Origin of the sequence: Serratia sp. KG1D (assembly GCF_037150675.1) — a bacterium.
Classification (GTDB): domain Bacteria; phylum Pseudomonadota; class Gammaproteobacteria; order Enterobacterales; family Enterobacteriaceae; genus Serratia; species Serratia nematodiphila.
The window spans coordinates 45395-63370 of the sequence record NZ_JBAGIH010000006.1 but is presented as its reverse complement, the minus strand read 5'-3'; the positions used below and the strand labels follow the sequence as shown (position 1 = coordinate 63370).

Below are 17976 nucleotides of genomic sequence, written 5' to 3'. Positions count from 1 at the left end.
ATTACGGCTAAAAAAATGGGTTCGGCGCGCCGAACCCCTGTCATACCGCGCGCAGGCGCTTACCTGAACTGCGGCAAATACGGCGCGTTTATCGTCAACACCTCGTCCAGCAACGGCTGCGCCAGATTGGCGTTGCCCACCAGCGGATTGGCGATCAGCGCCAGCAAGCCGCTGCGGCGATCGCCGTGCACCGCGGCCTCGATGGTCAGGCGTTCGTAGGCTTTCACCTGCTGCGTCAGCGCCTGCATCGGTTCCGACAGCGGGCCGAAAGTCAGCGGATGCGCGCCCTGAGCATCGACGATACAGTTGATTTCTATCACAGCATCGTCCGGCAGGCCATGGATTGCGCCGCGGTTTGCGGTGTTGACCACTAATTGCGTGCCGAGATTATTATGGATAGCACGGATCAGCTCCAGCGCAACCTCGGAATAGAAAGAACCGCCGCGGAAGCTGAGCTGTTCCGGTTTTGTGTTCAGTTGCGGATCGGCATACAGCTCGAACAGCTCTTTCTCCACCTGCATCACCTGCTCGGCGCGGGTGCCGCGCTCGCCGGCGGCGGCCATCTCTTCCGCCAGCATCTCGCGGGTCTGGTAAAAATAGCGGTGGTACGGGCAGGGGATCGCGCCGAGCGCGCGCAGGAAGTCCGGCTGCCAGGGCTCTTCCTTGATGTTGTTCATGGTCAGCGCCGCGCCGTCGCACAGCATGTCGATCACTTTGCCGGTGACGTCGCGCCCCTGCTGCGTGACCTGATGCACCCAGACCATGTGGTTCAGGCCGGCGAACCGCAGCTGCACGTCGGCGTAAGGCGCCTGCAGCATGTTGGCGATCATGTGATGCATGCTGATCGGCACGTTGCACAGGCCGATGATCTTCGCTTTGGTAAAGCGAGACACCGCCTCGGTGACGATACCGGCCGGGTTGGTGAAGTTGATGATCCAGGCGTCCGGCGCCAGCTTTTCCACCCGGCGGGCGATATCCAGCATCACCGGAATGGTGCGCAGCGCTTTGGCGAAGCCGCCGACGCCGGTGGTCTCCTGGCCGAGCAGCTGGTATTTGAGGCCCAACCGTTCGTCGGCGGCGCGCGCCGGCAGTTGCCCGACGCGGAACTGGGTCAGCACGAAAGCGGCGCCGCGAATCGCTTCGTCCAGCGCGAAGTGCACGCTGACCTTCACCTGTTCCAGCCCATGGCGCGCCAGCATGCGGCGCGTCAGGGCGGCGATGGTTTCCACTTTTTGCCGGCCTGGCTCGACGTCCACCAGCGCCAGTTCGGTGACCGGCAGCTCATCGATGCGCTGGATCAGCCCATCGACCAGCTCGGGAGTGTAGCTGCTGCCGCCGCCGATCACGGCGATTTTGAGCGTGCTCATGGGCGGCCCTCCGTCAGCGACTGACGGCGATAGAGCTCGATCATGTCGTCGGCCAGATCCTGGATCACCATGGCGTTCATCAGATGATCCTGCGCATGCACGGTGATCAGATTGATCGCCAGCTTGCCGCAGCCTTCGTCCAGGCCGATCAGCTCGGTCTGGATCAGGTGCGCTTTCTTCACCCACTCTTTGGATTCGGCCATGTGTTTGGCCGCGGCGGCGAAGTCGCCGGCGCGCGCTTGTCGCAACGCCATCAACGCATTGCTGCGCGCGCTGCCGGAGAACACCAGCAGTTCCATGATGGTGCTTTCAAACTCGGGGCTGACTTCAGTCATCAATTCACTCACGTCATTTCTCCAGGGGTTGCGCGGCGATGCCGCCGTGGGATGCTTCAATATCCGTTCTTTATAATGAGAGCGCTCTCATTCATATAGAGTAACGACAATGCGTGTGCAAACTGGGAGGCAGATCGCAAAAACCGCCCCAGGGCGGCACGGGGCAAAAAATGCGTGATGCGGTTGGCAAAAAAGCCTTCTGCGCCCATACTTTCCGCAGCAAAATTCAGGGCCGCCTAGGATATGTCCCGTAATTGGGTAAATATAGGTAAATGGCTGGCACTTGCCGATACAGCTCTTTAGAATCAAAGCGCTTTTCCGTTGTTTGTCTCTCAGAGAAAGGACCCGTTAATGTTCAAACGTACTTTAGTGACCTTCGTCGCGCTGTGTTCCCTGTCCGCAGTGGCACCAGCCGCACTCGCCGCCGGTGAGACCCATGTCATGCTGACGACCTCGGCGGGGAATATCGAATTGGCGCTCGACAGCCAGAAGGCACCGGTTTCCACCCAGAACTTTGTCGATTACGTGAACAGCGGGTACTACAACAACACCATTTTCCACCGCGTGATCCCGGGTTTCATGATCCAGGGCGGCGGTTTCACCGCTGACATGCAGCAAAAATCCACCAAGGCGCCGATCAAGAACGAAGCCGACAACGGCCTGCGCAACCTGCGCGGCACCATCTCGATGGCGCGCACCGCCGACAAGGACAGCGCCACCAGCCAGTTCTTCCTGAACGTGGCGGATAACGCCTTCCTGGATCACGGCCAGCGCGACTTCGGCTACGCGGTGTTCGGCAAAGTGGTGAAAGGCATGGACGTGGTGGACAAGATCGCTCAGGTGCCGACCGGCAACGTCGGCCCTTACCAGAATGTGCCGACCAAACCGGTGGTGATTCTGTCGGCCAAGGTGCTGCCGTAAATTTTTTGGCCGATCCCGCCGGGGTCGGCCGTCCTTCCTCCCGAAGCCTTGCCTTCATCACTGTTTTCTCCCGCGCCCCATGCTCTAATCGGCAGACAATAACCAGACCGGAAATCCGGCGTTCGCCCCTTGTTGTCTCTGGATGAGTTGCTGCCATGTATGAATTTAACCAGGTGCTGTTGCTGTTGCAGCAGATGTGCGTCTATCTCGTTATCGCCTATCTGCTGAGCAAAACCCCGCTGTTCATTCCGCTGATGCAGGTGACCATTCGCTTGCCGCACAAGCTGCTGTGCTACGTGATCTTCTCGGTGTTCTGCATCATGGGCACCTACTTCGGGCTGCATATTCAGGATTCGATCGCCAACACCCGTGCGATAGGCGCGGTCCTGGGCGGGCTGCTGGGTGGGCCGTCGGTGGGCTTTCTGGTCGGGCTGACCGGCGGTCTGCACCGGTATACGCTCGGCGGCATGACCGACGTGGCCTGCGCGATCTCCACGGTGTCCGAAGGGCTGGTCGGCGGCATCGTACACAGCATCGCCATGCGCCGGGGGCGCATCGAGCTGCTGTTCAATCCGCTGTTCGTCGGCGGCGTGGCGCTGGTGGCGGAAGTGCTGCAGATGGCGATCATTCTGGCGGTGGCGCGCCCTTATAACGAGGCGTTGCAGCTGGTGGAACACATCGCGCTGCCGATGATGATCGCCAATACCGTCGGCGCGGCGATGTTTATGCAAATCCTGCTGGACAGGCGCGCGATGTTCGAGAAATACACCAGCGCTTTCTCTTCCAAGGCGTTGAAGATCGCCGAGCGCACCGAGGGCATCCTGCGGCAGGGCTTTGATCAGGAAAACAGCATGAAGGTCGCCCGGGTGATTTATCAGGAGCTGGGCATCGGCGCGGTGGCGATCACCGATCGCGACAAGCTGCTGGCGTTTATCGGCATCGGCGACGATCACCACCTGCCGGGCACGCCGATCGCCTCGGTGCATTCGCATCGCGCCATCGACAACAACGAGGTGGTGTACGCCGACGGCAATCAGCTCTCTTACTGCTGCTCGATCAATCCGGCCTGCAAGCTGGGATCGACGCTGGTGATCCCGCTGCGCGGCGAAAACCAGCGGGTCATCGGCACCATCAAGCTGTATGAACCGAAAAGCCAGCTGTTCAGCACCATCAACCGTACACTGGGCGAAGGCATCGCCAGCCTGCTGTCGGCGCAGATCATGGCCGGACAGTACGAGCGCCACAAGCAGCTGCTGGCGCAGTCGGAGATCAAGCTGCTGCATGCGCAGGTCAATCCGCATTTCCTGTTCAATGCCTTGAATACCCTGGTGGCGGTGATCCGCCGCGATGGCGAGCGCGCCTGCGATCTGGTGCAGTCCCTCTCGACCTTCTTTCGTAAAAACCTCAAACGTTCGGATGACGAAGTCAGCCTGGCGGACGAAATTGAACATGTGAACGCCTACCTGCAGATAGAGAAAGCGCGCTTCGCCGATCGGCTGGAGATTGCGGTATCGCTGCCGGAGGCGCTGCTGGCGGCGCGGCTGCCGGCGTTTTCGCTGCAGCCGATCGTCGAGAATGCCATCAAGCATGGCACCTCGCATCTGTTGGGCGTGGGCCGTATCGAAATCGGCGCCTGCTGCGAAGGCGAGCATCTGCTGTTGCAGGTGACGGACAACGCCGGGCTGTTCCAGCCGAAACCGAACTGCAGCGGGCTGGGGATGAACCTGGTGGATAAACGCATTCGCGTGCGCTACGGCGAAGGCTATGGCGTGCAGGTGGATTGCCGGCCGGACGCCTACACCCGCATTACGCTTAATGTCCCTATGGAGAGGGCAGCCTGATGTTAAATGCACTGATTGTTGACGATGAACCTTCCGCGCGCGACAACCTGCGCCATCTGTTGGAGGCCGAGGCGGGGATCTCGATTATCGGCGAGTGCGCCAACGCCATCGAAGCCATCAGCCAGATCCATCGGCTGCAGCCGGACGTGGTGTTTCTCGATATCCAGATGCCACGCATCAGCGGGCTGGAAATGGTCGGCATGCTGGATCCCAACCGTATGCCGCACATCGTGTTTCTGACCGCCTACGACGAATACGCGGTGCAGGCATTCGAGGAGCACGCCTTCGATTATCTGCTGAAGCCGGCGGAGCCGATGCGGTTGAGCAAGACGCTGCAACGCCTGCGGCAGCGCAGTGCGCCGCAGGACGTGGCGGTGCTGGATGAGAGCGCCGGTTACCTGAAATACATTCCCTGCACCGGCCACAGCCGCATCTATCTGCTGCGGTTCGATGAAGTGCTGGCGATCCGTTCCAAGCTGAGCGGGGTATTCGTGGTGCGCCGCGACGGCATGGAGTGTTTCACCGAATTGACGCTGCGCACGCTGGAAAGCCGTACGCCGCTGGTGCGCTGCCATCGGCAGTATCTGGTCAACCTGGAGCAGGTGCGCGAGATCCGCTTCGAAGAGGGCGGCGCGGCAGAGATGATCATGTCCGCCGGCGATCCGGTGCCGGTCAGCCGGCGCTATTTGAAAGCGCTGAAGGAGCAACTGGGGCTGCGGGGATGACTATGCCGGCGGCCACCGGCGGCGAGTATGCACGATGGCCAATATGATGACGCGTTGAGCCGCCCATTCATAGACCAGCAGATAGGACGGAGAGATGACCAACTCGCGCGTGCCGGCTATCCGACCCGTTTTCCCGCTGGTAGGATGATGCACGAGGCGTGCCGCCGCGTCAGCGATTTTTGCATCATTTTCTGCGGCGGCGGCCGGGTTTTTAAGTTCCAACCATTCATAAATCGCCAGACGATCGGCGATGGCGGGTACCGTCCATGTCAGTTTCACAAAAGTCCTTTTGTGTTTTATTGCGTTGATTTAGCTCTGCGTTCGGCGAAATAAGCAGCCACCTCTTCATCGTCGGCGAACTTGCCTTCACGCAACGCCTTGCGGCTCACCTCGACCTTTTCCTTTAACCACTGGTCGTACTCTTCCTGCTGCGCCTGGCGGCTGACAAACTCGCGCATGAAATCGCGCAGCAGTTGCGAAGCCGTGCGATCGGCGGCCTTTGCCGCGCTGGCGAAAGCGGTTTTTAACTCGTCATCCACGCGGATTACCACGGTAGATTCAGACATGGTATTTACCTCGTATATACAGCGTAATGCTCACTATAACACTGGTGCTTTATTGTTCAAGCAAAGACGCTCTGACGCTAAGCGCAATCTGAATTCATCAGGCCCCGACGGCGCCCTTTTTGTTTGTCCTTGACGGGGTTACGCGGCGCTTATAGCTTTATTGCATCAACAGGCGCGTTTCGCGCCGCGGTCAGCGTCAAAGGAACAGAAAATGAGTGAACCACGGATTATCGCCAAGGCGATGAAAGACGGAAAACCGGAACAGGATCTGGTGATTTTGCCGGCGTTGGCCAACCGCCACGGCTTGATCACCGGGGCAACCGGCACCGGCAAGACGGTGACGCTGCAGAAAATGGCCGAACAGTTCTCACGCATCGGCGTGCCGGTGTTCCTGTCGGATGTGAAGGGCGATCTGTCCGGCATCGGCGCCGAGGGCGTGCCTTCCGAAAAACTGCAGGCGCGCCTGGCGGCGATTGGCGTCACCGACTGGCAACCGCAGGCCTGCACCATTATCCCGTGGGATATTTACGGTGAAAAGGGTCACCCGATCCGCGCCACCATTTCCGATCTCGGGCCGCTGCTGCTGGGGCGCCTGTTGGATCTGAACGAGGTGCAAAGCGGCGTGCTGCAGCTGGTGTTCAAAATCGCCGATGACAATGCGCTGCTGCTGCTGGACATGAAAGACCTGCGCGCCATGGTGCAGTTCGTCGGCGACAACGCCAAACAATTCCAAACCCAGTACGGCAATATCTCTGCCGCCTCTATCGGCGCCATTCAGCGCGGGTTGTTGACGCTGGAAGAGCAGGGGGCCAACCAGTTCTTCGGCGAGCCGATGCTGGACATCAACGATCTGATGAAAACCGACGCCAACGGCCACGGCGTGATCAATCTGCTGGCGGCGGGCAAGCTGATCAATCAGCCGAAGCTGTATTCGGTGTTCCTGCTGTGGCTGCTGGCCGAGCTGTTTGAGCACCTGCCGGAAGTGGGCGACCCTGAACAGCCGAAGCTGGTGTTCTTCTTCGATGAAGCGCACCTGCTGTTCAACGATGCGCCGGCGGCGCTGCTGACCAAGATTGAACAGGTGGTGCGTCTGATCCGCTCCAAAGGCGTCGGCATTTACTTCGTCACCCAGAACCCGCTGGACATCCCGGACAGCGTGCTGGGCCAGTTGGGCAACCGCGTGCAGCATGCGCTGCGCGCCTTTACCCCGCGCGATCAGAAGGCGGTGAAGACGGCGGCGCAAACCCTGCGCGCCAACCCGGCCTTCGATGCCGAAACGGCGATCACCGAGCTGGGCGTGGGCGAAGCGCTGGTGTCATTCCTCGACGAAAAGGGCCGGCCGAACGTGGTGGAGCGGGCGATGGTCATCGCGCCGGAATCCAAGATGGGCATGCTCGGCGCGGAAGGGCTGAACAGCGCGATTAACAAGTCGCCGCTGTATGGCCGCTATGAAGACATGATTGACCGCGAGTCCGCCTACGAGAAGCTGTCGTCGGGCGGTTTCGCCACCATCGGCACCCCGCAGCAGGGGCAACAACCGCAGACGCAACAGCAACAACAGCAGGCGGGCGGCGGCCTGATGGATGGTTTGAACGAGCTGTTGTTCGGTTCCACCGGCCCGCGCGGCGGCAAGCGCGACGGCATCGTCCAGACCGCCGCCAAGAGCATGGCGCGCGATCTCGGCCGCCAGATCCTGCGCGGCGTGCTGGGCTCGATCACCGGCGGCCGTAAAAAGTAAGCGGAAATTATCGTCGGCAGCGGCGGGTTAAATCAGTAAACTATGGCGGCGTTTTTCTCTGCCGGACCTGACATGCTGCTGCTGATCGATAACTACGACTCCTTTACCTATAACCTTTACCAGTACTTCTGCGAGTTGGGCGCCGAGGTGGTGGTGAAGCGCAACGATGAGCTGCAGCTGGCCGATATCGAGCGGCTGGCGCCGCAGCATCTGGTGATTTCCCCCGGCCCCTGCACCCCGAACGAAGCGGGTATCTCGCTGGCCGCCATTCGTCATTTCGCCGGCAAACTGCCGATCCTTGGCGTGTGCCTGGGGCACCAGGCGCTGGGGCAGGCGTTCGGCGCCGAGGTGGTGCGCGCCCGCGCGGTGATGCACGGCAAAACTTCGGCCATTCGCCATCTGGGCGTCGGCGTGTTTCGCGGCCTGAACGATCCGCTGACCGTGACCCGCTATCACTCGCTGGTGCTGAAAGCCGATACGCTGCCGGACTGTTTTGAAGTGACCGCCTGGAGCGAACGCGACGGCGTGCGCGACGAGATCATGGGCATCCGCCACCGCGCTTTGGCGTTGGAAGGGGTGCAGTTCCATCCGGAAAGCGTGCTCAGCGAGCAGGGCCATCAGCTGCTGGATAACTTCCTCAACCGTTAATCCCGATGCGTTTTTTTCGCTCGTCAGGCGTTTTGCGTTTGCGCTTGATTGGTTTTTTATGCATATTTCGTGATTATGTTTTCAATCTAACATTACGATAGCGCTGAAAAACCTTCAGGGTGGAGCCGAAAATGACTGAAAAATCCGCAGTGAGCCGCAGCACCTTTGACCAGGTGATCCTGCCTGTTTATGCACCGGCCCAGTTTGTGCCGGTGCGCGGCCAAGGCAGCCGGGTCTGGGATCAGCAGGGAAAAGAGTACATCGATTTTTCCGGCGGCATCGCGGTGACGGCGCTGGGGCACTGCCATCCGGCGCTGGTCGAGGCGCTCAAACGTCAGGGTGAGACTCTGTGGCATACCAGCAACGTCTTTACCAATGAACCGGCGCTGCGCCTGGCGAGCAAACTGATCGACGCCACCTTCGCCGATCGGGTGTTCTTCGCCAACTCCGGCGCAGAGGCCAACGAAGCGGCGTTCAAACTGGCGCGTCATTACGCCATCACCCGCCACAGCCCCTATAAAACCAAAATCATCGCTTTCTATAACGCGTTCCACGGCCGCACGCTGTTCACCGTGTCGGTGGGCGGGCAGGCCAAATATTCCGACGGGTTCGGGCCGAAGCCGGCCGACATCGTGCACGTGCCGTTCAACGATCTGGCGGCGGTGAAAGCGGTGATGGACGACCACACCTGCGCGGTGGTGATGGAGCCGATTCAGGGCGAGGGCGGCATTACGCCGGTCGACGCCGGCTTCCTCAAAGGCGTGCGCAAACTGTGCGACCAACATCAGGCGCTGCTGGTGTTCGACGAAGTGCAAAGCGGCATGGGGCGCAGCGGCAAGCTGTTCGCCTATATGCATTATGGCGTGACGCCGGACATTCTCACCACCGCCAAGGCGCTGGGCGGCGGCTTCCCGGTCAGCGCCATGCTGACCACCGAAGAGATTGCGTCGGTGATGCAGGTGGGCACCCACGGCACTACCTACGGCGGCAACCCGCTGGCCTGCGCGGTGGCGGAGGCGGCGCTGGATGTGATCAATACCCTGGAGGTGCTGAACGGCATCGAGCAGCGCCATGCGCTGTATGTGCAGGCTTTGCAGGATATCGGCGATAAATACGGTATTTTCACCGCCATTCGCGGCATGGGGTTACTGCTCGGCGCCGAGCTGACGCCGCATTATCACGGCAGAGCGCGCGATTTCCTCACCGCCGCCGCCGCGCGTGGGCTGATGATCCTCAATGCCGGGCCGAACGTGATCCGTTTCGCGCCGTCGCTGGTGGTGGAGCTGCAGGACATCGAGGCTGGCATGGTGCTGTTCGAGCTGGCGGTGCAGGATGTGATCAACGCCTGAAGCCCGTGCGGCGAATAACGGGGCGCGGCATGCCGCGCCCTTATTGATCGCGCAGTTTGCGCTTGAGCCAGATGCCGTGGTGCGGGCGCTGGCGCCAGGCCAGCGACGAAATGGTGTGCATCACGCTCAGGTGCGACAAAATGCGCCGCAAATGACGTTCCATCTCGGTGACGGGCATGTCCGGATGCAGATCCGGCGGCTGCATGATGCCGCTGTTGTCACTGCTCGGGCCGTCGTATTCCAACCGCTGCTGGCAGCTTTGCAGCGCAATTTCACAGGTTTGCAGATAGGCTTGCGCCAGTTTCGGCGTCAGCATGTAGTGCTCGCGCGCCAAAATGGTCATGGCGTTCAGGTGTTCGACGATGAACTGGCTGTGCGTGACCCACAGCCGCATGTCCGCCAGATAATTCGACGCGAACCCCGGCTCCTGCATCGCCTGATTGAGCGAGGTGAACAGCGCGTTGTGCGCCTGGTTGACCTGCATGCGGGTATAGGCCAACGCGGTGGCGTCCGGTTCCGGCTGCTTCAGCATCAGCCGCAGCGCGGCTTGATCGTTCTCCAGCGCCTGATGGGCATTCTTGCGCAGCAGCCCGCTTTGCCACTGCGGCCACAGCCAAATGGTGCCGCCGAACGCCAGCACGCAGCCTATCAGCGTATCGATCAGACGAGGCACCAAAAAATGCGAGCCGTTCAGCGCCAGCAGCTGCAGGGTGTAAACCGCCGTGACCGTAAAGCCAATCACCGACAGCCCGTAGTTCTTGCGCGAAACCAGGTAGGCCAGCAGCGTGATCACCAGCATGATGCTCAGCGTTTCTCCTTCCGGCAGCTGCAGCTGCAACAGACCGGCCGCCAGCAATAGCCCGGCAATCGTGCCCAGCGCACGGTGCTGAATACGCACCCGGGTGGCGTTATACCCGTTTTGGCTCACCAGCATGATGGTGAGCAGGATCCAGTAAGGCTTCGGCAGGTTGAAGACCGCACCCAGGCTGCTGCCGACCGCCAGCGTCACCCCCAGCCGCGCGGCGTTGCGCAGGGCGGTGGATTTGAACGACAGGTAGCTGGCCAGCGCCGGCCAAAACGGCAGGCGGTGCTGGCCGGGCATCAGATCGCGGCGATACAGCGGATGCTGGGTGCGCAGCAGGCGGGCGATACGGCTGAAGTGGTAATAACAAAACTGGCCGACCGGGTTATCGGGATGCTGCGCCGCCATTTTTTCCAGCGCCGCCAGTTCGTGGCTCATGGAGAAGCGCTTCGAATGTTGATGGTAGAGAATATCGTGCGCCACCACGCGCAGCCGGCCGGCGATCACCTGAGCGTTGCGGCGAATGATCGCTTCGGCCTGGCTCTGCTCCACCAGTTTTTGCACTTCCTCCGGCAGATGCAGGCTGACGGTGATGTGCTCCTGCAGATCCATCGCTACCTGAAAGGCGCGCTGCAGGCGCTTTTGTTCGAGGTTGTTGGCATGCGGCAGGAAATTGAGCTGTTGGTATAAAAGGCTGATCAGATCCATCACCTTTTGTTGGCGTACCAGCAGCGGCGGCAGCGCGGTTTGCGGATCGGTGTGCTGGGTCAGCAACGAGTATTTGGCTTCGAAATAGTCCGCCAGCTCCAGATAGAGCTGGCTGAGCGTCTCGCGCATTGGCTGTTCTTTCCACAGCTTGAACCAGAACCAGGTGAATAAGCCGTACCAGACGGTGCCGATCGCGTACAGCAGCGGCGCCTGCCAGAGGGGGACCGTGCCGGCCGTGCTGAGGGCGAAAATGGCGGCCACCAGCGCCGCCGGCAACAGCCGGGCGTGCAGCGGGCTGATTTCACCGGTGACGCCGAGCAGCAGCGCCAGGCTCAGCATCAGCGCCGGCAGCGGCACGTGCCACAGCAGTGCCTGTTGCAGCAGCACGCTGCTGAAGGCGAACAGCGAGCCGCCGACGATCAGCCGTTTAAAGAAGCGCTTATGCGGCGTGTCCAGACCGGCGATATTGCAGCAGGCGGGCACCAGAGAGAACATCAGGCCGAGCTGCAGCTGGCCTATTAACAAGCCGAACAGCACCGGCAGGCACAACACCAGCGTTTGTCGCAGTGCGTAGTTGATTTCCGGGTGGTAGATCAGGCGGCGCCACATGGCAGAGAGCAGATAAAAAAACGGCGCAGACTGCGCCGTTTCTTCGGGGATTAACGGGTGCCGTAGACGACAATGGTTTTGCCGTGGGCGGAAATCAGGTTTTGATCTTCCAGCATTTTCAGAATACGGCCAACGGTTTCACGCGAGCAGCCGACGATCTGGCCGATCTCCTGACGGGTGATCTTGATCTGCATGCCGTCCGGGTGAGTCATGGCGTCAGGTTGCTTCGCCAGATTCAGCAGGGTTTGCGCGATGCGGCCGGTCACGTCCAGGAAGGCGAGGTTGCCCACTTTTTCGGAGGTGACCTGCAGGCGGCTCGCCATTTGGGCGGACAGACGCATCAGGATGTCCGGGTTCACCTGGATCAGCTGGCGGAATTTCTTGTAGGAAATTTCGGCCACTTCACAGGCGGTTTTCGCGCGAACCCAGGCGCTGCGCTCCTGGCCTTCTTCGAACAATCCGAGCTCGCCGATGAAATCCCCCTGGTTGAGGTAGGACAGGATCATCTCTTTACCTTCTTCATCCTTGATCAGCACCGCGACGGAGCCTTTCACGATGTAGTAAAGCGTTTCGGCCTTTTCACCTTGGTGAATCAGCGTACTCTTCGATGGATATTTGTGGATATGGCAATGAGACAGGAACCATTCGAGAGTAGGGTCTGTTTGCGGTTTGCCGAGAACCATTCGCTGTTATCCTCTGTTGTTATCGCTGCCTTGTGTCACAGGGGTCAGAGTTCCCTGTAAAACCCGCCTGTAGCCGCAGTCATGAGCGAGGGCTACCGGCAAGTTTTGAGGCGTGTCATAAAAATACGCTGTCGCTCTAGCATATTAACTTGCCGTAAGCGCTGCAAGCTACATTCTGTTAACATACCGGTAAAGGAGCCTTTCTCTGGGCGTTTCCCTGAAATTCAGTGTCCCGGAAAGATTTATTGCGGCTCTGTTTGTAGCACAGAGTAAGGCGGGTGTCTCGTGTTGTCTCGCTTCAGCATGATTAGCATCAGGTTACGTTGCCTGTTTCTATGCGAAAGCGTACTCTGATTTTAAGAAATCAACCGGAGTGACCAGAATGCAGGCAAGAGTTAAGTGGGTGGAAGGGTTAACGTTTTTGGGTGAATCGGCCTCCGGCCACCAGGTGCTGATGGACGGCAATGCCGGTGATAAAGCGCCCAGCCCGATGGAGATGGTGCTGATGTCGGTGGGCGGCTGCAGCGCGATCGACGTGGTATCCATTCTGCAAAAGGGGCGCAACGACGTGCGCGACTGCGAGGTGAAGCTGACCTCCGAGCGCCGCGAAGAAGCCCCGCGGTTGTTCACCCATATCAACCTGCACTTCATCGTGACCGGCCAGGATCTGACCGACAAGATCGTCGAACGTGCGGTGAACCTGTCGGCGGAGAAATACTGTTCGGTGGCGCTGATGCTCAACAAGGCCGCCACGGTAACCCACAGCTTCGAGATCCGCCAACCGGCGTAATTGAGGCGGAGCGCGGCCGGCGCCGCGCTCAACGCATTTATTCGATCTTCTTGCCTTCCAGCAACCGTTGCACCAGCGGCGCCATGATCAGCTCCATCGCCAGCCCCATTTTGCCGCCCGGCACCACTAACGTATTGATGTGCGAGATAAACGATCCCTGCAGCATCGCCAGCAAGTAGGGGAAGTCGATCTGGTCCAGGCCGCGGAAGTGGATCACCACGAAGCTTTCATCCAGTGAGGGAATGGCCTTGGCGGCGAACGGGTTGGAGGTGTCCACCGTCGGCACGCGCTGGAAGTTGATGTGGGTGCGCGAGAATTGCGGCGTAATGTAGTTGATGTAGTCTTCCATCGAGCGCACCACCGAATCCATCACGGCTTCGCGGGAATGGCCGCGTTCGCCGGTATCGCGGATCAGCTTCTGGATCCATTCCAGGTTGACGATCGGCACCACGCCGACCAGCAGATCGACGTGTTTGGCCACGTCATGGTGCTCGGTGACCACGCCGCCGTGCAGCCCCTCGTAGAACAGCACGTCGGTCGGCGCCGGCAGCGGCTCCCACGGGGTGAAGGTGCCCGGCACCTGATTGTAGGGCACCGCTTCGTCGTAGGTGTGCAGATACTTGCGCGAACGGCCGGTGCCGTTTTTGCCGTAGTCGATAAAGCTCTGCTGCAGCAGGCCGAAGTCGTTGGCCTCGGGGCCGAAATAGCTGATGTGTCTGCCCAGATCGCGCGCCTTGCGGATCGCCGCGTCCATTTCCGGCCGGGTATAGCGGTGGAAGCTGTCGCCCTCCAGTTCGGCGGCGCGGATATTGAGCTGCTGGAAGATTTTACGGAACGCCACGCTGGTGGTGGTGGTGCCGGCGCCGCTGGAACCGGTCACCGCGATAACGGGATGTTTGGCAGACATGATGGTTGTCACTCCGTGTTGAATGCGCCGGCGTCAGGGGATTATTGTGGCTCTTGTTGACGCTCTCTATGTCAGGAAAAAATGGTGCGCGCTGGTTTGCAATGTCCCATTGTTACCTGATTTTTTCCGTCAGTCATAGAACCGGGCGCCACTAAATTTCTTCCTGCCCGGCGCGGAATTGGCCGCGCGGCATGATGTTGACGCTCTCATGCAGTTCCGACCACACCAGCACCACTTCGCCGTTTTTCAGCTGGCGGCGCACGTCCTCCACCTTCTGCTCCAGCGAGCGTTCGTGTTCGCCGTAATCGGTGCCTTCGCGCAGCACAAAGGATTCGATCAGGCTGTTCAGGGTGTCGGTTGCCAGTTCTTGCCAGGGAATAATCACGTCGGAATGTCCAGATAAGGGGAAAGCCAGGCCGGAATGCGATGCTCCAGCCACATGTGCGGTTTTTTCAGCGTGCCGCCGACGAAGCCGACGTGGCCGCCGAACTCAGTCAGCTGATATTCGATATTGCGCGGCAGGCCGGCGACGTCGGGGATCACCTCAGGGGTCATGAAAGGGTCGTCCTTCGCATGGATGATCAGCAGCGGCGTCTGGATAGACGGCAACAGCGGCAGGGCGCTGCAGCGGCGATAATAGTCGGTGGCGTCGCTGAAGCCGTGAATGCGCGAGGTGATGGCGTCGTCGAATTCGCGGATGCGTCGCAACCCGTTCAGCTGTGACAGTTTGAGCGGCAGAGTGTCCGGGTAGTGCAACAGCTTGCGGGTGGCGTTTTGTTTCAGCTGCCCCAGCAGGTAGCGCTGATAAACGCGGGAGAAGCCTTGCTCCATGCGGTAGGCGCAGGGTTCCAGCATCAGCGGCGCCGAGACTACCACCGCCGCCTGCAGCAGGCTGTCGGCGCCTTGTTGCGCCAGATAGCAGGCCAGCATGTTGCCGCCGAGCGAAACGCCTACCGCCGCGGTCGGCACCTCGCCGTAGCTATCGTGCAGCCAGCGCAGAAAGAAGCGCGCGTCTTCGGTTTCACCGGAGTGGTAGATACGCTGCTTGCGGTTGGGCACGCCGCTGCAGCCGCGAAAGTGCATCACCACGCCGAGCCAGCCGCGCTCGCGCCAGGCGTTGAGCAGGCCGTGCGCGTAGGGGCTGTAGAAGCTGCCTTCCAGGCCATGAAACAGCACCGCGCGCGGCTTGTCGCGCGCCTGCGCCGGATCCTCGCTCCAGGCGAGATCGACGAAATCGCCGTCGGGCAATTCCAGCCGTTGCCAATGCGGTTTCAATAACACGCGGCGGCGCACCAGCCGCGGCAACAGCGTTTGCAGGTGCGGGTTACTGGCCCCTGTCAGAGGGCGAAAGGTGTTAGGCATAGGCTGAGTAAAATGTTGTGGGCGGCTATTGTGAGATCCCTAGCGCACTGTTAGCTTCAATACCAAGAATTATCAATGATACTGCAAAAAAGCGCCTTGGGTGAGGAGCACCCGTGCCATGGAACCGAGTTTATTCCTTTCGATGCTGGGCTTCCTGTGGGTCGCCGCCATCACGCCTGGCCCCAATAATCTGCTGCTGACCACCTCCGGCGCTAACTTCGGCTTTATGCGATCGCTGTGGCTGATGGTCGGCATCATGCTCGGCATGCAAAGCATCTTGCTGCTGGTGGCGTTCGGCGTCGGCAGCCTGATCCTGGTCTACCCGTCGCTGCACCTGATCCTGAAAATCCTCGGCAGCCTGTACCTGCTGTGGCTGGCGTGGAAAGTCGCCACCGCCGCCTATGAAAAGCTGGAAACCGACGTGGCGCCACCGCAGCCGGTGCGGCTGTATCAGGGCTGGCTGCTGCAGTTCCTCAACCCGAAAGCCTGGCTGATGGCGCTTGGGGCGGTGGCGAGCTTCAGCCTGGCGGGCGATAAGTACAACGGTTCCATTGCGGCGATCGCGCTGGGCATTGTGGTGGTGAACATCGTCGCCGGCATTATCTGGCTGGCGTTCGGCACCCTGATTGGCCGCCTGCTGCGCAGTAAAAAGGCCTGGGTTATCTTCAACGTTTCCATGGGGTTGTTGACTGCAGCCTGTGTGTTACTGATCTGGCATTAAGGAGTGAACGATGGCGGAAAACTATTATCACGTGGTCGCCTTTACCGGCGAAGGGTTGCGCGGCAACCCGGCCGGGGTCTGCCTGCTGACGCAGCCGCTGCCGGCGGAGCGGCTGCAGGCGATCGCCAACGAGATCGGCCTGCCGGAGACCAGCTTTGTCTGGGATGACGGCGACATGACCGCCATCCGCTGGTTTACCCCGGAACGCGAGGTCGATCTTTGCGGCCACGGCACCCTGGCGGCGGCGCATGTGATGTTCAGCGCGGTTAACCCGGCGCTGAAGGATATTCGCTTCAGATCGGCCGGCGGCGAGCTGTTCGTCAAGCGCGATGAGCGGGACGGGGAGCAGCTGGTGCTTGATTTCCCCGCCAGGCCGCCGCAGAAAGTCGCCGAACCGGCGGGCCTCGCGGCGCCGCTGGGCGTGCAGCCGCAGGAAGTGTGGCAGGCGAAAGCGCTGCTGGTGGTGCTTGAAAACGAGGCGCAGGTGCGCGCGCTGCGGCCGGACATCCCGGCGCTGATCGCATTGGCCGGCCGCGCGGTGATCGTCACCGCGCCGGGTGACACCGTGGACTTCGTTTCGCGCTATTTCACGCTCGACGGCGGTGAAGACCCGGTCACCGGCTCCGCGCACTGCACGCTGATGCCCTACTGGGCGGCGCGTCTCGGCCGCCATCGGTTGCACGCCCGGCAGATTTCGGCGCGCGGCGGCGAGCTGTTCTGCGAACTGCAAGGGGACCGCACGCTGCTGGGCGGCTACGCTCATGTGTTCTTGCACGGGACGATCGCGCTGTGATCCGCTTTAATATTACCTAAGGTAATAAAGAAGACTTTTTTATTCTTTTATCGCCCGTCATCGCTCAGATAAAACTGTCAGCAACTGAACAGATTTTTATCAACGGAGCGGAACATGGCGGGCAAACTCTTTTCTTTACGCAACGCGGCGCTGCTGGCGTTGTCGCTCAGCGCGGCCAGCGCCTACGCGGTGGACGTGACCGTGGCGTACCAGACGTCGGCGGAGCCGGCCAAGGTGGCGCAGGCGGAAAACAGCTTCGCCAAACAGTCCGGCGCGACCGTCGACTGGCGTAAGTTCGACAGCGGTTCCAGCGTGCTGCGCGCGCTGGCCTCCGGCGACGTGCAGATCGGCAATATCGGCTCCAGCCCACTGGCGGTGGCCGCCAGCCAAAAACTCCCCATCGAAGTGTTCCTCATCGCCTCGCAGCTCGGCAGCTCCGAAGCGCTGGTGGTGAAAAATGACATCAAAAGCCCGCAGGATCTGATCGGCAAACGCATTGCGGTGCCGTTTATTTCCACCACCCATTACAGCCTGCTGGCCTCGCTCAAACATTGGGGCATCAAGCCTGAACAGGTGAAGATCCTCAATCTGCAGCCGCCGGCCATCGCCGCCGCTTGGCAGCGCGGCGACATCGACGGCGCTTACGTCTGGGCGCCGGTGGTCAACGAACTGGCCAAACAGGGCAAGGTGCTGACCGACTCCGCGCAGGTGGGCGAATGGGGTTCACCGACGCTGGACGTGTGGGTGGTGCGCAAAGACTTCGCAGAGAAACATCCCGACGTAGTAACCGCCTTTGCCGCCAGCGCCCTGCAGGCGCAAAAGGCCTACCTGGCGGCACCGGAACAGTGGCTTAAAGATCCGAGCCATCTCAGCACGCTGGCGCGCCTGAGCGGCGTGCCGGAAGCGCAGGTGCCGGAACTGGTGAAGGGGAACCGTTATCTGCCGGTGGCCGATCAGGTCGCCCAACTCGGCCAGCCGGTGGACAAGGCAATCCGCGATACCGCCGAATTCCTCAAGCAGCAGGGCAAGATCCCGCAGGTCGACAGCGACTACAGCGCTTACGTCACCGACCGTTTTGTGAAACAGGTGCAGGCTGCGCCGCAGTCGTAAG

The 17976-nt window shown here is 60.7% G+C and carries 19 protein-coding genes; 10 read left to right on the top strand and 9 right to left on the bottom strand.

Translation table 11 applies throughout. From position 1 onward, the window contains the following. Window positions 1–59: 59 nt before the first annotated feature. Together WFM45_RS22495 and WFM45_RS22490 are read right to left on the bottom strand one after the other, a co-directional pair. Complete coding sequence (locus WFM45_RS22495; RefSeq protein WP_336957291.1) at window positions 60–1367, bottom strand: 6-phospho-beta-glucosidase; 1308 nt, start codon at window positions 1365–1367, stop codon at window positions 60–62. Further along, window positions 1364–1702, bottom strand: a complete 339-nt coding sequence (locus tag WFM45_RS22490) for a PTS lactose/cellobiose transporter subunit IIA (RefSeq protein WP_004930342.1) — start codon at window positions 1700–1702, stop codon at window positions 1364–1366. The genes WFM45_RS22495 and WFM45_RS22490 overlap by 4 nt, the downstream gene beginning before the upstream one ends. Before the next feature lie 351 nt (window positions 1703–2053). Here WFM45_RS22490 and ppiA point away from each other — a divergent pair, with 351 nt between their 5' ends. The 3 genes from ppiA (at window position 2054) to btsR (ending at window position 5189) form a co-directional block, all read left to right on the top strand. Then, on the top strand, window positions 2054–2623 hold the full coding sequence (gene ppiA / locus WFM45_RS22485; protein ID WP_015379288.1) for a peptidylprolyl isomerase A: 570 nt from the start codon (window positions 2054–2056) through the stop codon (window positions 2621–2623). Window positions 2624–2778: 155 nt separating this feature from the next. Further along, entirely contained in the window at window positions 2779–4464 is a 1686-nt protein-coding gene (locus tag WFM45_RS22480) for a sensor histidine kinase (protein WP_004930349.1), read from the top strand. Continuing rightward, window positions 4464–5189 carry a two-component system response regulator BtsR gene (gene btsR / locus WFM45_RS22475; protein ID WP_033631927.1) on the top strand — a complete coding sequence of 242 codons (726 nt, stop codon included), beginning with the start codon at window positions 4464–4466 and terminating at the stop codon, window positions 5187–5189. Before WFM45_RS22480 ends, btsR begins: the two co-directional genes overlap by 1 nt. Here the strand turns inward: btsR and WFM45_RS22470 are convergent, their stop codons facing one another. Both WFM45_RS22470 and WFM45_RS22465 read right to left on the bottom strand, forming a co-directional pair. Next, on the bottom strand, window positions 5190–5468 hold the full coding sequence (locus WFM45_RS22470) for a type II toxin-antitoxin system RelE/ParE family toxin (protein WP_033631928.1): 279 nt from the start codon (window positions 5466–5468) through the stop codon (window positions 5190–5192). 17 nt (window positions 5469–5485) lie between these two features. Continuing rightward, a complete protein-coding gene (locus WFM45_RS22465) occupies window positions 5486–5755 on the bottom strand; it encodes a hypothetical protein (protein ID WP_004930356.1) in 270 nt (89 codons plus the stop codon). Window positions 5756–5966: 211 nt separating this feature from the next. On the opposite strand from WFM45_RS22465, the gene WFM45_RS22460 reads away from it, so the two are divergent. From WFM45_RS22460 to argD, 3 genes are all read left to right on the top strand, one after another. Then, window positions 5967–7493: a helicase HerA-like domain-containing protein gene (locus WFM45_RS22460; protein ID WP_336957286.1), complete on the top strand. Its 1527-nt coding sequence runs from the start codon at window positions 5967–5969 to the stop codon at window positions 7491–7493. Window positions 7494–7565: 72 nt separating this feature from the next. After that, on the top strand, window positions 7566–8141 hold the full coding sequence (locus tag WFM45_RS22455; protein ID WP_033631932.1) for an aminodeoxychorismate synthase component II: 576 nt from the start codon (window positions 7566–7568) through the stop codon (window positions 8139–8141). Between the two features lie 131 nt (window positions 8142–8272). Beyond that, on the top strand, window positions 8273–9490 hold the full coding sequence (gene argD / locus WFM45_RS22450; protein ID WP_336957284.1) for a bifunctional acetylornithine/succinyldiaminopimelate transaminase: 1218 nt from the start codon (window positions 8273–8275) through the stop codon (window positions 9488–9490). A 40-nt stretch (window positions 9491–9530) separates the two neighbouring features. Here the strand turns inward: argD and WFM45_RS22445 are convergent, their stop codons facing one another. Both WFM45_RS22445 and crp read right to left on the bottom strand, forming a co-directional pair. Further along, a complete protein-coding gene (locus WFM45_RS22445; protein ID WP_049279068.1) occupies window positions 9531–11609 on the bottom strand; it encodes a YccS/YhfK family putative transporter in 2079 nt (692 codons plus the stop codon). A 50-nt stretch (window positions 11610–11659) separates the two neighbouring features. Continuing rightward, on the bottom strand, window positions 11660–12292 hold the full coding sequence (gene crp, locus WFM45_RS22440; protein WP_004090925.1) for a cAMP-activated global transcriptional regulator CRP: 633 nt from the start codon (window positions 12290–12292) through the stop codon (window positions 11660–11662). Between the two features lie 382 nt (window positions 12293–12674). On the opposite strand from crp, the gene WFM45_RS22435 reads away from it, so the two are divergent. Next, entirely contained in the window at window positions 12675–13082 is a 408-nt protein-coding gene (locus WFM45_RS22435; protein WP_004930372.1) for an OsmC family protein, read from the top strand. A gap of 37 nt (window positions 13083–13119) precedes the next feature. On the opposite strand, the gene WFM45_RS22430 is transcribed toward WFM45_RS22435, so the two are convergent. The 3 genes from WFM45_RS22430 to WFM45_RS22420 all read right to left on the bottom strand — a co-directional run bounded on the left by WFM45_RS22430 (window position 13120) and on the right by WFM45_RS22420 (window position 15351). Continuing rightward, the gene (locus WFM45_RS22430; protein ID WP_004930374.1) at window positions 13120–13989 is read right to left on the bottom strand and encodes a phosphoribulokinase; all 870 of its coding nucleotides are present in this window, start codon (window positions 13987–13989) and stop codon (window positions 13120–13122) included. Window positions 13990–14140: 151 nt separating this feature from the next. Then, window positions 14141–14374: a YheU family protein gene (locus WFM45_RS22425; protein ID WP_004930376.1), complete on the bottom strand. Its 234-nt coding sequence runs from the start codon at window positions 14372–14374 to the stop codon at window positions 14141–14143. Then, window positions 14371–15351: a hydrolase gene (locus WFM45_RS22420; RefSeq protein WP_156866451.1), complete on the bottom strand. Its 981-nt coding sequence runs from the start codon at window positions 15349–15351 to the stop codon at window positions 14371–14373. The genes WFM45_RS22425 and WFM45_RS22420 overlap by 4 nt, the downstream gene beginning before the upstream one ends. Before the next feature lie 118 nt (window positions 15352–15469). Between WFM45_RS22420 and WFM45_RS22415 the strand changes: the two genes are divergently transcribed. The 3 genes from WFM45_RS22415 to tauA all read left to right on the top strand — a co-directional run bounded on the left by WFM45_RS22415 (window position 15470) and on the right by tauA (window position 17975). Beyond that, the gene (locus WFM45_RS22415) at window positions 15470–16072 is read left to right on the top strand and encodes a LysE family translocator (RefSeq protein ID WP_015379281.1); all 603 of its coding nucleotides are present in this window, start codon (window positions 15470–15472) and stop codon (window positions 16070–16072) included. Between the two features lie 10 nt (window positions 16073–16082). After that, the gene (locus WFM45_RS22410) at window positions 16083–16865 is read left to right on the top strand and encodes a PhzF family phenazine biosynthesis protein (RefSeq protein ID WP_336957280.1); all 783 of its coding nucleotides are present in this window, start codon (window positions 16083–16085) and stop codon (window positions 16863–16865) included. Between the two features lie 114 nt (window positions 16866–16979). After that, window positions 16980–17975 (top strand): taurine ABC transporter substrate-binding protein, encoded by a 996-nt coding sequence (tauA, locus tag WFM45_RS22405; RefSeq protein WP_004930383.1) that lies wholly within the window; start codon window positions 16980–16982, stop codon window positions 17973–17975. Window position 17976: the final 1 nt, after the last annotated feature.